The organism is Streptomyces sp. NPDC006602, from assembly GCF_042870385.1.
GTDB lineage: Bacteria > Actinomycetota > Actinomycetes > Streptomycetales > Streptomycetaceae > Streptomyces.
Genome location: NZ_JBIAHG010000039.1, coordinates 1 through 12,785, shown reverse-complemented (window position 1 = coordinate 12,785; position 12,785 = coordinate 1). Strand labels below are relative to the sequence as shown.

Here is a 12,785-nt window from a genome sequence, read left to right as displayed (position 1 = left end):
CACCGCCTTGTCGAGGCGGTGGCGAAAAAGGGGGGGTGGGTCAGTTGGCGGACGTGTCGGCCCGGTCGAGGTCGGCGTAGGCGACACGATCCTGGTGGAAGAGGGAGTCCTCACCCGCGGTCACGAACCACGGGAAACCCATCCGGCCGACCGCTCGGACCTGGGTGGGGTCGATGCGGCCCGGGGCGGACATGATCGAGTCGTCGGTGGTGATGCAGACGACCTCGGCGAGCAGGAGGTGCACGCCCGAGAAGCAGGACGTGTGGTCGCCGCGGTCGATCACCTCGTGCACACGGCACTCCAGGTGCGCGGGGCTGTCGGCCAGCGACGGCGTGTCGACGACCCGTGAGGGCACCGACCGCCATTCGGCGACGTCCATCTCGCTGACGCCGCGGGGGTACTCGCGGGCCACCGCCTCGATGTGCTCGGCGAGCTCGGCTGTGGTGACGTTGACGACGAACTCGCCCGTGCGCTCGATGTTGAGCCAGGTGTCCTTCGGCTCCGCGGTGGCCTCCCGCTGGGCGCCGATGGTGACCGCAATCAGCGGCGGTTCGCCGCTGACCGGCATGTAGTAGCTGTACGGCGCGACGTTGACCCCTCCGTCCGGGTCGAGCGTGGTGATCATCGCGATCGGCCGCGGTACCACCAGTTGCGAGAGCAGGCCCTGCTTGTGGGCCGGAGAGCGTCCGGACATGTGGATGACGTTCAACGGGTGGTCTCCTTTGCGGTGCCCGCCGGCCGTGTCGGCCAGGTCGGGCGGGGCGTGATGCCGGCGCGCCGCAGGAGGGCGGCGGATCGCTCGGCGGCGGCCTCGGCGACGGCGGCGAGGTCGATGCCGGTCGGCTGCCGGTCGCGGACGACCACGCGGCCGTCGACCAGCACGTCACGGACGGTGCGGGAAACGTGGCCCCACACGAGCTGGCGGGCCAGGTCGCCGCGGGGCATCCAGGCGGGGTCGCGGGTGTCGAGTACGACGATGTCGGCGGCCTTGCCGACCTCCAGGGAGCCGGTCCGGTCGCCCAGACCGACCGCCTCGGCGCCGTCGACGGTCGCGAGCGCGAACGCCTGCTCGGCGCGGATCGGGTCGGGCAGGTCACGGTCGCGTTCGAGGCCGGCGAACAGGTAGGCGGCCAGGAGGACGTCCGGGGCGTCACCGGCGTTGTGGGCGTCGCAGCCCAGTGCCACCCGGCCGCCCCGGCGCACCAGTTCGGCGTGGCGCGAGGCGCGGGTGTAGCCCTGGGCGAGACGCAGGTAGGCCCCGGGGCAGGCGGCGACCGCGGTACGGGTGGCGAGGATCGCGTCGACCTCCGCGTCGTCGAGCCACACGGCGTGTCCCAGCAGCAGGCGCGGGCCGAGTACTCCCAGCTCGTCGAAGTGGACCACCGGTCGGCGTCCGCTGCGCTTGGCGTAGGCCTCGACGTCGGCGGGTCCTGGCGAAACGTGCCAGGTCAGTCCGGTGTCGAGCCGTTCGGCCAGGCTCGCCGCTCCGGTGAACAGCTCGTCGCCGGCGAGGTCGTGGCCCACCAGCGTCACCCACCCGGTGACCGGCCCGGTGGCCGGCAGGGACCGAACGATGTCCTCCTGCCTGGAGAGCACCTCGTCGGCGGGGGCGCCGAACGGCACGCCCTCGGCGTCCCAGCCCCAGCCGCCGACCCGTGCGCGGATACCCGCGGCGGCCAGTCCTGCGGCCACCCGTTCCGGGTAGGCCACCGTACCCGGCTCCAGCACCGTGGTGATGCCCCGGGACAGGCACTCGACGGCGGTGATCGTCGCGGCCAGTTCGTCGTCGTCACCGTCGGCGTGGGCGTGCAGCGGGACGATCCAGTCGAAGATCGACTCCTGCGAGCTGATGTGGTCCGGGATCGTGCTGCGTACAAGGGGGTCGACGGTCGTGTGCTGGTGGGCGTCGACGAGGCCCGGGATGACGACACAGCCCGACGCTTCGATCTCCTTTGCGCCCGGGAAGCGGGCGCGCAAGTCCTCGGCCCTGCCGAGCGCGGCGATGCTGTCCCCGGACACGGCGATCGTCGCGCCGGTGAGGACGTGCCGCGCGGAGTCCATGGTGACGATGTCGCCACCTACGATCAGCAGGTCGGTCATGGCGTGATCACGACCTTTCCGATGGTGTCGCGGGCGCCGAGCATGTCCCAGGCGTCGGCGAGATCCTCGAGCGGGAACAGGGCGGCGGCGGGCAGGTGCAGACGGTCGGCGAAGCAGGCTGACGTGGCGGCGACGAAGTCGGCCGAGGTGTAGCCGCCGGCGCCCAGTAGTTTGAGGCCGCGGTGGAAGACCTCCTGGAGCGAGAACGACACCTGGTCGCCGCTGGTGTTGCCCAGCATCAGCAGACGCCCGCCGATGCCGAGGCAGTCCAGTGAGGTGCGCCAGGTGTCGGTGCCGACGTGGTCCAGGACCAGGTCCGCTCCGGCGCCGTCGGTGAAGGTCGACACCGCTTTCGCCGGGTCGGGGTCGTTGCTGCGCAGGGCCAGGTCCGCGCCGGCCGCGCGCGCCGCGGCCAGCTTCGCGTCGCTGCCCGCGAACGCGACGACCGAGGCACCGGCCCGCTTGGCCAGCGCGATGGCCGCCAGGCTGACGGGACTCGCGGCGGCGTGCACGACGAAGGTCTCACCGGCGTCCAGCGCTCCGACCGTGTGCACCGCGTGCCACGCCGTCGCGAAGGCGGTGGGCAGGGTGACGGCCGCGGCGAGCGGCAGGGACCTCGGGACCCGGACGATCGATTCGGCGGACGCCAGGACGTATTCGGCGAGCGCACCGGGGGCGTTCCCGCCGAGGATGCGCGGGTTTGCACAGTACGCACGATCGCCCACCGAGCAGCGCGGGCAGCTGCCGCAGCCCTGGGTGGGATCGGCGATGACGCGGTCGCCGGGGACGACCGAGCTGACCGCGGATCCGGTGGCCGTCACCGTTCCGGCGAAGTCCATGCCGGGCACGTGCGGAAGGCGGAAGCCGGGGATCAGGCCCGGCCCCTTGCGCTGCAGCAGGTCCAGGCGGTTCAACCCGCAGTACGCGACCTTGACGACGACGTCACGCGCACCGCACACCGGTTCCGGGACTTCCCGCAGGGACACGACCTCGGTTCCCCCGAAGTCGGTCTGCACCATCGCTCGCACCGCCGGCCCTCCTCACCTCGTCCGTCTCGCATTGCGAGGCGGTGGAACGTATTGTGAGGCAACTCTGCCCATGCCGACCAGTGCTGTCAACGCTTGTATGGAAAAACTGGGTTTCGTCGGCGTTGCGCCTGCTCGTGAGGCGCACGGAGCAGGCTGCGCGGGCTGGAAGCGGGTACGGCGGCATGCGCCGCGCCACCTCGGCGGCACGGCGTCGGGCGGTTCAGTGTCCGGCGGAAACCGGCTCGTCCTCGCCGCGCAGCCGCTGGTCGTCGGCGGCCAGCAGGTCGAGCGCCGCGAGCGCCACATGCAACTCCGCCGAGGCGGCGGGAAGCAGGGGATCCGTGCCGAGGAGGTTCTTGATCTGGCGGACCCGGTAGCCCACCGAGTTGCGGTGGAGATGCAGCTGTTCGGAGACGCTCTGCCGACTGCCCCTCTCGGCCAGCCAGGCACGCAGGGTCGCCATCAGTTCCGGACGCTGCCGGATCGGCCCGAGGTGTGCCTCGGCGTACGCCTCGAGTTCCGCGCGCGGGAGGGGCAACAGCACCCGGACCACCCCGCAGCGTTCGAAGGTGAGCAGCGGGACGCGCCGGGTCAGGGCCAGGCCGAGCAGCCGTTCGGCCTCGGTGAAGGACCGGGCCAGACCTACGGTCGAGTCGGGGTGGGAGCCGCTCGCCGCGACGACGTGGTCACCGGCCGCATCGTCGCCGGTCATGAGGCGCAGCCGGCTTCGCAGGCGGGCGAGCAGGAGCTCGCCCGGCACAACCGTCCACGCCGTGCGCGCCTCCTGCTGCACCGGGTGCTCCAGCCAGGTGAGAGCGGTGGACCAGGCGCGCAGGCGGGAACCGCTGTAGTGCAGTACGGCACCGGCCGGCGGTCGCTGCAGATCGATCCCCAGTCCCGCGGCCGCCGCGCACACCGAGGGGCTCACCGTCCCGGACCGCAGCGCGGCGACGACGTCGGCCGGTGTGTGCGGCGGCGAGACCTCGGCCAAGCCGTCGCCCGCGCGCACGGCGTCGATGCGCAGCGCGGTGACGGCGGCACCGGCCAGCGCCTGCACGCGCTGATCACCGGGACCGACGGACAGCAGCACACCGGCCGCTGCCGTCCCCGCGACCACGGGCAGCGCGGTCGCCCGCAGCCCGTCGAGTGTGTCGATCACCGGTCCGGCCACACCGGCGAGCACGCTGTGCGCCACCGTGGCCGGCACTCCCGCACCGCCGTCGGTGCTCGCCAGCACCCCGCCCTCGGCGGACAGCAGGCGCACGGGTCGGCCGGTCGCCCGGCACAGCGCGCCGAGCACGTCCGAGCGCGCGGCACCGGCGAGCACGGCCTCGGTCAGTTCCCGCTCCAGCACGGCGGGTTCGGCGTCCGGGCCCGCCCTCTCCCGGGCCGGTCCGGACCGCGCTTCGGCGATGGTTCCCATGGTGTCGGGTCTCAGCGGGCCAGCAGCCGGATGGCCACGCCCTTCTCCTGGGTGTATTCGCGCAGCGCTCCGTACCCGCCGCCCCGGCTGAAGCCGCTGTCCTTCTGCATGTTGAAGGGGAAGCCGATCACTCCCGCGTCGTGGAACTGGTTGACCGCCACCTGCCCGGAGCGGACGTCCTTCGCCAGCCGCAGGGCCCGGGAGACGTCGTTCGTCCAGATGCAGGCCAGCAGGCCGAAGTCCGTCGCGTTCATCAGCTCGGTCGCCTCGGCGGTGTCGCGGAAGGACTGTACGGCGAGAACCGGGCCGAAGACCTCCTCGCGGGCGACGCGCATGCCCGCGTCCACACGGTCGTACACGGTCGGCTGGACGAACCACCCCTCGCCGGTGGGTGCGCCGCCGGTGACCAGCCGCGCGCCCTCGCGAGGCGCGTCCTCGAGGAAGCCGCTGACGCGGGCGAACTGCGCGGCGCTGACCAGCGGCCCCATGTCCAGGTCGGCTTCCCAGGGGCCGGTCTTGACCGCGGCCATGGCGGCGGCGACCCGCTCCACGACCTCGTCGTGCACCGAGCCCTCCACGAGCAGCCGGGAACCGGCGTAGCAGTTCTGCCCCGCGTTCTCGGTGATCGAGGCGACGACCGCCTCGATCGCCGTGTCGAGGTCGGCGTCGGCGAACAGCACGTTCGGCGACTTGCCGCCGAGTTCGAGCTTCACGGGGACGAGGTTCTGCGCGGCGGCCGTCATGATCGCCCGCCCGGTGGCGGTGGAGCCGACAAAGCTGATGTGGTCGACGCCCGAGTGCGAGGTCAGTGCGGCGCCCGCCTCGGGTCCGCCCGCGACTACGTTGATCACCCCCGGCGGGAAGCCGGCCCGGCGGGCGAGTTCGGCGAGTGCGAACGGGGTCAACGGCGCGATCTCGGACGGCTTGAGGACGACCGTGTTGCCCGCGGCGAGCGCCGGTGCGACGTTCGCGGCCATCAGCACGGCGGGCACGTTCCACGGGATGACGACGGCGCACACGCCGTACGGCTCGGGAACCGTGTAGCCCAGGTAGTCGGGGCTGCGGGTCGGCAGCGTGACCCCGGTGAGCTTGTCGGCCGCGCCGGCGAAGTAGCTGATGATGTCGTGGGCGATGTAGATGTTCGTCCGGCCCCCGGACAGTGGCTTGCCCACGTCCCTCGCCTCTACGGCCGCCAGCGCCTCGACGTCGGCGAGGACCAGGTCGGCCCAGCGCCGGATCAGTGCCCCGCGCTCGCTGGGGTTGGTCGCCGCCCAGCCAGGGGCGGCGCGGCGCGCGGCGGCGACCGCGTCGTCGACATCGACTCCGCCCGACAGCGCCACCTTGGTGATCACCTGCTGGGTGGCCGGATCGACGATGTCCAGGGTGCCGCCGCCGCGGGCCGCGACCCACTCGCCGTCGATGAAGTGCTGGGCAGAAGGGAAGTCAACAGCAGCCATAGGTGAACCTTGACCCCCCTTGTCACGCATGTCAATATGCGATCTCGTAATGTGAGTCATCAGGAGGTCCCGTGCGCGCCACCGCCGCTCTGCTCGAGCAGCCCGGACAGCCCTTCGTCCTGACCGAGGTGGACCTGGACGAACCCCGCCCCGATGAGGTGCTTGTCCGCGTCGCCGGAGTCGGCATCTGCGGCACCGACCTCGAGTTCGCCACCTTCTTCCCCACACCGGCGCTGCTCGGGCACGAGGGGTCGGGCGTCGTCGAGAAGGTCGGCGCGCACGTCACCTCCCTGCGCCCGGGCGACACCGTCACCATGTCCTTCGCGTCGTGCGGCACGTGCACGCTGTGCCGCACCGGTTCGCCCGCCTACTGCCGCAGCTTCGACGCGGTGAACTTCTCCGGCCGTCGGCCCGACGGCTCCACCGCGGTGACCCATGAGGGGCGCGAGGTCAACGCCCACTTCCTCGGTCAGTCGTCGTTCGCCAGCCACGTCGTCGCACCGGAGCGGGCGGTCGTCAGGATCGACCCGTCGTTGGACCTGCTGCGGGCCGGACCCTTCGGCTGCGGCTTCCAGACCGGCGCCGGCGGCGTGCTCAATGTGCTGCAGCCACGTCCCGGCTCGTCGATCGCGGTTTTCGGGGCCGGCGCTGTCGGCGTGGCCGCCATCATCGCGGCCTCGCTGAGCGGCTGCGCGGTCGTCGCCGCCGTCGATGTGAACCCGGCCAGGCTGGAGGCGGCCCTCGGCTACGGCGCCACGCACACCGTCGACTCCTCGGCCGGGCCGGCCGCCGAGCAGCTGGCCGCCCTCGTCCCCGAAGGATTCGACTTCGTGATCGACACGACCGGGCGCGAGGACGTCCTGCGCGTCGCGGTGGAGTCGCTCGGGCCGCTCGGCCGCGCCGGGGTCATCGGCGTCGGGCCGAGCGAGTCGATGAGCTTCGAGTGGCGCAGCATCCTCAACGGGCGCAGCGTCACCGGCATCATCGGCGGGTCCAGCCTGCCGCAGGTGTTCCTCCCCCGGCTGCTGGAGCTCAACGCCAAGGGCCGGTTCCCGGTCGAGAAGATGATCACCTACTTCCCGTTCGAGCAGATCAACGAGGCCGTCGCGGCGGTCCGGTCCGGCTCGGTCGGCAAAGCTGTGCTGACCTTCTGAGACGTCGCCCACCCGACGTTGTCGCACACCGCGGCAGCACCTTAGGGTGGCGACGCCGATGAGGCACCAGACATCCGGTGGCGCGGCCGGACAACACCGCGCAGAAGGCCGAGCACGTGGAGCGTGCCCACCATGTCCGCCGACATCGACTTCGATCACCACTCCGATGAGGCCAACGCCGATCCGGTCGCCTACTACGCGCGCTTTCGCGAGTCGTGCCCGGTAGGCCGTTCCGCCGCCTACGGCGGCTTCACCTATACGACGCGGTATGCCGACGTGGCCCGCATCGCCCGCGACGACGAGACGTTCTCCTCGGCCCGCAGCGACCACGGCGGCCAGGGCGTCGGCATCGTCATCCCCAAGGGACCGGGGCTCGACCAGTATCCGATCGAACTCGACCCCCCGCGGTCGACCGAGTACCGGCAACTGATCAACCCGCTGCTCACCCCGGAGGCGATCGAGCGGCTGGTGCCCATGATCGAGCGGCACGCCGCCCGCGTCGTGGACGACTTCGTCGAGCTCGGCTCCTGCGACTTCGTCCGTGACCTCACCAACCCGCTGCCGGCCGCGGTGACCTTGGACTGGCTCGGTTTCCCCGAGGAGGACTGGGCGAAGCTGGCCGGGCCGATCCACGACATCTTCGCCGCACCGGCCGCCAGCGAGCGCGCCGTGCGCGGCGCCGCCGGACTGGCCTACATGGACCAGCGCATCCGCGAACTGATCGCCGAGCGCCGGTCGGCACCACAGGCCGACGCGGTCAGCGCGCTGGTGGCCGGACGCCGCGCCGACGGCAGCGAGTTCGGCGAGGACGAGCTGGTGTCGGTGATCGGCCTGCTCATCGCCGGCGGCGTCGACACCACCACCTCCCTGACCGGATGGACGCTCGTCCACCTCGCCCGCAACCACGAGCAGCGCCAGAAGCTGATCGACTCCCCCGATCTGCTGGACACCGCGACCGAGGAGTTCCTCCGCGCGTTCGCCCCCTCGCAGTCGATGGCCCGCACGGTCACCCAGGACACCGAGGTCGGCGGCTGCCCGATGCACGCGGGCGACCGGGTGCTGATCCCGTGGGTCGCCGCTAACCACGACCCCGCCGTGTTCCCCGACCCCGAGCAGGTTCGGCTGGACCGCGACGCCAGCCGACACCTCAGCTTCGGGATCGGGTCGCACCGATGCGCCGGCGCGCACCTGGCCCGGGCCATGTTCCGCGCGATGATGACGCAGGTGCTGACCCGGCTGCCCGACTACCGGGTGATCGAGGACGGGCTCGTCGCCTACCCGACGCGCGGCAACCAGTCCGGCTGGGACGCGATCCCGGCGGTCTTCACGCCCGGTCCCCGAGCGACCGCGGCAGCAGGCTCGATCCGCGCGCTGACCACGCCCACTCCCTTGCGGGTGAGGGCGGTGCGCGCCGCAGCCGAGGGCGTCGTCGCCGTCGACTTCCGTCTGCCGGACGGCGGCGAACTCCCCGCGTGGCAGCCCGGCGCGCACGTCGAGCTGCGTCTGCCTTCGGGCAGACTGCGTCAGTACTCGCTGTGCGGCGACCCCGCCGACGCCACGACATGGCGCATCGGCGTCCTGCACGAGCCCCAGGGCCGAGGCGGGTCGGCCGAACTCCACGAACTGGCCCGCCCGGGAGCCACCTTCGCGATACGCGGGCCGCGCAACCACTTCCCGCTCGTACCGGCGCCGTCCTACCTGTTCCTCGCCGGCGGCATCGGCGTCACACCGATCCTCGCCATGGTCCGCGCGGCCGCCGAACGCGGCACGCCCTTCACCGTCTTGTACGGCGGGCGCACCCGCTCGACGATGGCGTTCGCCGACGAGCTCGCCGCCGTCGCCGGCGACCGGCTCACCCTGCTCCCCCAGGACGAGGCCGGACTGCCCGACCTCCCCCGTCTGCTGGGCGAGCTGGACGCGGACACCGCCGTCTACGCGTGCGGGCCGGCGCCGATGCTGGCGGCCGTCGAGCGCGAGTGCGCCCGCCTGGACCTCACCGACCGGCTGCACCTGGAGCGCTTCACCGCCGGCGACGGCCTCGAGACGGCGTATGACGCCGCCGAGAACCGGGACTTCGAGGTCCGGCTCGCGCGCACGGGAGTCGCCCTCACCGTGCCGGCCGACCGCCGCCTCATCGAGGTCCTGCGCGACGCCGTGAGCGGCCTGTCCTACGACTGCGAGAAGGGATACTGCGGCGCCTGCGAGACCCGTGTGCTCGCCGGAACGCCGGAGCACCGGGACTCCGTACTCAGCGACGAGGAACGCCTCGCCGGGCGCACCATGATGATCTGCGTCGGCCGGTGCCAGGGCGACCGGCTCGTCCTCGACATCTGAGCCGTCCCCGGCCTGTGCTCCCCGGCCCCCGGCCGGCTGCCGTATGGGTCCAACGGCGGGCGCGATGTTCGCCGTTGGACCCACCCGGTGCCCGGACCGGCACGGCCTGACGATCCGCCCCTCTTCATGGCGCCGGCTCAGCCGAAGGCGCGGATGCCCAGCCAGACGCCCGCCAGTACGCCGAAGGTGACCACGGCGGCACGCAGCACCGGCTCGCTCAGCCTGGTCGCCAGCCGGCCGCCGAGGACTCCGCCTGCCAGGGACGCCGGCGCGACCACGAGCACGCTCACCCAGTGCACGGGCCCGAACAACGCGAACACGACAAGCGACACCGTCGCCACGACCAGCTGCAGCGTCCCCTTGAGTACGTTCACCTCAGCCAGCGGAGCTGACAGAGTCAGGCCGAGCAGGGCCATCAGGATGACTCCCAGCCCGCCTCCGAAGTAACCGCCGTAGACCGCGCCGGCGAACGTGCCCGCGTAGAGCTTGAAGCGGTGGTCACCCTCAGCGGTGCCGAGCAGTGCCCGCAACCGGGGCTGGAAGGCGAAAAGGGCGCTGGCGCCGAGGACGAGGAACGGCACCGCGACCGAGAAGACCCGCTGCGGAGTGAGCAGCAGCAGCGCACATCCGGCGGCGGCGCCCACCGCGGACACGACCGCCGGCGACATCACGGAAGGCGGGCGGGAAGATCCCCGCAAGGCCGCGACATTGCCCAGGTAGCCCGGCCACAGAGCCACCGAGTTGGTGACGTTGGCGGCCACCGTACCCAGCCCGCCGGCGACCAGGGCGGGGAAGAGGAGCAGTGAGCCACCGCCTGCGATGGAGTTGACGAATCCGCCGACAAGGCCGGCTCCGCCGATGAGAACAACGTTGCCGACGTCCATCCAGTCCCCTCCACGACAACTTATGCGAGATGCCATGTTGGCATACGAGACAGCGTTACTGCACGGACCCCGACCGGAAACACCGGGGCAACAGGACGTTCCTAGCGTCGGGCCAACCCTTCCCCTCCACGAAAGGTCGGCCATGACCGCGACCGACTCACCCCTTCTCGACATCGCCGCGACCGGCTTCCCGATCCTCCAGCCCGGCCACGGAGCGATCGCGTCGACGACCTACGTCCCGGCCACGCCGGGGAACACCCTGTGGGGTCGCCTTCCATGCGAGGCGGACGCACCGTGCGCGGTCGTGCAACCGGGCGCCGTCGTCACGGTCGACACGCTCAGCCACGAGGGAGTTCTCGAGGACCAAGGCCGCAACCCCGTCGAATTCTTCGGCCGTTACGGCGTCGGCGGCGGCCATGTGCTCGACGACGCCCAACAGGTGGCGGACTCCGGCATGCCGCACGACTTCGACGACGACGGGCCGCACCTGGTCACCGGACCGATCGCCGTGGCCGGCGCCCGGCCCGGCGATCTGCTCGCCGTGACCGTTCTCGGCCTCGCCCCGCGGGTTCCGTACGGCATGGTCTCCGCACGCCACGGCTTCGGCGCACTCCCCGGCGAGATGCCGTCGCTGCCCGGTCCCGTGTTCACCTTCGCCACGGCCCACGCGGACAGTCACGGCGCCTGGGGCCGGATGGCAGTGGATCCGGCGGACCCCTCCCGCGGCTCACTGCGCTTTCCGCTGCGGCCGTTCCTCGGTGTGATGGGCGTGGCGGTGCCCGGGGACGAGCGGCCGCACTCCGTGCCGCCGGGGCGCCACGGCGGCAACATCGACATCTCCCTGCTCGGCGAAGGCTCCACGCTGTACCTCCCGGTGCAGGTGGACGACGCGCTGGTCTACTTCGGGGACCCGCACTTCGCCCAGGGCGACGGCGAGGTCGCCCTCACCGCGTTCGAGGCGTCGTTGCGCGCCACCGTGAAACTCGAGCTGGTGCCGGGCGGTGCGGCGCTGCGGCCCGGCCACGGCCGCGTCGCCCCGTTCGCCGAGACGGACGACTACCTGGTGCCGATCGGCCTCGACAAGGACCTGAACGAGGCGATGCGCGACTGCGTGCGCTGCGCGCTGGACCTGCTCGCGACCGACTACGGCATCGACCGCCATCTGGCGATGGCGTACCTGAGCGCGGCGGGCGACTTCGCGGTCTCCCAGGTCGTCGACGACGTGAAGGGCGTCCACGCGAGGATCCGCAAGTCCGACTTCCGCGAGGTCGGCCAACCGCGTTGACCGGTGGTCGCACCGATTCCCGCCGTGGCACGGCGACAAGAACGGGGCGGTGGGTTCAGGACCAGGAAGAGAGCGCCGCGGATGACACACAGGCGGCGACCGCAGTAAGAATCTGGGCGCAGGCCGGGCTCATGGACCGCGGTATCGCCTCGGACTCGCTCCACTCCCGATCGCCTGACGCGGCCCCGCACGCACTTGCCAACGCGGCCAACGCGAGGGAGCGCCCGGAGGAATCGGCCGCACCGCCAAGAGACCGGACCGCAGCCTCCCGCCTCTCCCCGCTCAGGACGTCGTAGCGAGGAGCCCACCCGGCCGGCAAGGGCAAGCGTCTTGGCATGCGAACGAGGACACCCTCAGCGATCAGACCGGCCGACAGACGCTCGTGCACGCCGATGCGCGGGGCCCTGACCCACTCCAATGCCGAGCGCGGACTGCGAGACGACCGGATCCGCACGAGAACCTCACCGAGCGCGCGGTCAGCGGCTGGACACCGTGCACGGCGACAACGGATCCGTCCACGGTGTCGATGAAGCCGTCCATACCAAGTTCCGTCGGCATCGCACCGCTCAGGCCGAAGCCGAGGCCGGCGTGATGGCGAGGAACTCGGCCTTGTCCGTCCAGATACACAGCCGGCTTGACATCCTCCCCTCCCTAAAGGGAGGGGCTTCCTACGGCTCGCGCTGTGGGTGTTTCTGCTTCGTCGCCGACTGCCCGCCCGGAGAACTCCGTTGAGGTCTTACACCAGCTCCACAGACAGATGCGGTCAGCCCGACCGCCAGAATGTTCTTCGCCGCGTTCACGTCCCGGTCGTGGATCGTGCCGCAGTCGCATGTCCACTCACGGACATGCAGGGGCATCTTCGATGCGATGGTGCCGCAGGCGGAGCACAGTTTGGACGATGGGAACCACCGGTCGATGGTGATCAGTTCCCGTCCGTACCACTGGGCCTTGTACTCCAGCATGGTGCGCATCTCGCGCCAGGCCGCGTCACTGATGGCGCGGGCCAGACTGTGGTTCTTGACCAGGTTGCGCACGGTCAGGTCCTCGATCACGATCGTTTGGTTTTCACGAACGAGCCGAGTGGTGATCTTGTGCAGGTGGTCCCGGCGCCGGTCGGCGA

10 protein-coding genes and 1 pseudogene are annotated in these 12,785 nt (G+C 71.7%); 3 read left to right on the top strand and 8 right to left on the bottom strand.

The window, feature by feature from the left end; translation table 11 throughout:
• Positions 1 to 40: 40 nt before the first annotated feature.
• The 5 genes from ACFYO2_RS42940 to ACFYO2_RS42920 form a co-directional block, all read right to left on the bottom strand.
• Complete coding sequence (locus ACFYO2_RS42940; RefSeq protein WP_388361107.1) at positions 41 to 709, bottom strand: flavin reductase family protein; 669 nt, start codon at positions 707 to 709, stop codon at positions 41 to 43.
• Positions 706 to 2,100 carry an amidohydrolase family protein gene (locus ACFYO2_RS42935; RefSeq protein ID WP_388361104.1) on the bottom strand — a complete coding sequence of 465 codons (1,395 nt, stop codon included), beginning with the start codon at positions 2,098 to 2,100 and terminating at the stop codon, positions 706 to 708. Before ACFYO2_RS42935 ends, ACFYO2_RS42940 begins: the two co-directional genes overlap by 4 nt.
• The gene (locus ACFYO2_RS42930; RefSeq protein ID WP_388361214.1) at positions 2,097 to 3,119 is read right to left on the bottom strand and encodes an alcohol dehydrogenase catalytic domain-containing protein; all 1,023 of its coding nucleotides are present in this window, start codon (positions 3,117 to 3,119) and stop codon (positions 2,097 to 2,099) included. The genes ACFYO2_RS42935 and ACFYO2_RS42930 overlap by 4 nt, the downstream gene beginning before the upstream one ends.
• 229 nt (positions 3,120 to 3,348) lie before the next feature.
• A complete protein-coding gene (locus ACFYO2_RS42925; RefSeq protein WP_388361101.1) occupies positions 3,349 to 4,551 on the bottom strand; it encodes a PucR family transcriptional regulator in 1,203 nt (400 codons plus the stop codon).
• Between the two features lie 11 nt (positions 4,552 to 4,562).
• A complete protein-coding gene (locus ACFYO2_RS42920; protein ID WP_388361098.1) occupies positions 4,563 to 6,008 on the bottom strand; it encodes an aldehyde dehydrogenase family protein in 1,446 nt (481 codons plus the stop codon).
• Between the two features lie 71 nt (positions 6,009 to 6,079).
• Between ACFYO2_RS42920 and ACFYO2_RS42915 the strand changes: the two genes are divergently transcribed.
• Together ACFYO2_RS42915 and ACFYO2_RS42910 are read left to right on the top strand one after the other, a co-directional pair.
• Positions 6,080 to 7,162: an NAD(P)-dependent alcohol dehydrogenase gene (locus tag ACFYO2_RS42915; RefSeq protein ID WP_388361095.1), complete on the top strand. Its 1,083-nt coding sequence runs from the start codon at positions 6,080 to 6,082 to the stop codon at positions 7,160 to 7,162.
• Between the two features lie 132 nt (positions 7,163 to 7,294).
• A complete protein-coding gene (locus tag ACFYO2_RS42910; protein ID WP_388361092.1) occupies positions 7,295 to 9,496 on the top strand; it encodes a cytochrome P450 in 2,202 nt (733 codons plus the stop codon).
• A gap of 137 nt (positions 9,497 to 9,633) precedes the next feature.
• On the opposite strand, the gene ACFYO2_RS42905 is transcribed toward ACFYO2_RS42910, so the two are convergent.
• Positions 9,634 to 10,380 carry a sulfite exporter TauE/SafE family protein gene (locus ACFYO2_RS42905; protein ID WP_388361089.1) on the bottom strand — a complete coding sequence of 249 codons (747 nt, stop codon included), beginning with the start codon at positions 10,378 to 10,380 and terminating at the stop codon, positions 9,634 to 9,636.
• Positions 10,381 to 10,522: 142 nt separating this feature from the next.
• Between ACFYO2_RS42905 and ACFYO2_RS42900 the strand changes: the two genes are divergently transcribed.
• Positions 10,523 to 11,665 carry an acetamidase/formamidase family protein gene (locus ACFYO2_RS42900; protein WP_388361087.1) on the top strand — a complete coding sequence of 381 codons (1,143 nt, stop codon included), beginning with the start codon at positions 10,523 to 10,525 and terminating at the stop codon, positions 11,663 to 11,665.
• A 55-nt stretch (positions 11,666 to 11,720) separates the two neighbouring features.
• On the opposite strand, the pseudogene ACFYO2_RS42895 reads toward ACFYO2_RS42900, so the two are convergent.
• Together ACFYO2_RS42895 and ACFYO2_RS42890 are read right to left on the bottom strand one after the other, a co-directional pair.
• Positions 11,721 to 12,188, bottom strand: a pseudogene (locus ACFYO2_RS42895) (GPP34 family phosphoprotein); the annotation flags it as partial.
• Between the two features lie 145 nt (positions 12,189 to 12,333).
• Positions 12,334 to 12,785: RNA-guided endonuclease TnpB family protein (locus tag ACFYO2_RS42890; RefSeq protein WP_388361084.1), on the bottom strand; the 452-nt coding region annotated here is incomplete at its 5' end.

Coding starts and splice junctions, on each gene's coding strand:
- ACFYO2_RS42930 (WP_388361214.1), bottom strand. CDS start 3,119: ATGGTGCAGACCGACTTCGGGGGAACCGAGGTCGTGTCCCTGCGGGAA.
- ACFYO2_RS42905 (WP_388361089.1), bottom strand. CDS start 10,380: ATGGACGTCGGCAACGTTGTTCTCATCGGCGGAGCCGGCCTTGTCGGC.
- ACFYO2_RS42925 (WP_388361101.1), bottom strand. CDS start 4,551: ATGGGAACCATCGCCGAAGCGCGGTCCGGACCGGCCCGGGAGAGGGCG.
- ACFYO2_RS42910 (WP_388361092.1), top strand. CDS start 7,295: ATGTCCGCCGACATCGACTTCGATCACCACTCCGATGAGGCCAACGCC.
- ACFYO2_RS42900 (WP_388361087.1), top strand. CDS start 10,523: ATGACCGCGACCGACTCACCCCTTCTCGACATCGCCGCGACCGGCTTC.
- ACFYO2_RS42935 (WP_388361104.1), bottom strand. CDS start 2,100: ATGACCGACCTGCTGATCGTAGGTGGCGACATCGTCACCATGGACTCC.
- ACFYO2_RS42920 (WP_388361098.1), bottom strand. CDS start 6,008: ATGGCTGCTGTTGACTTCCCTTCTGCCCAGCACTTCATCGACGGCGAG.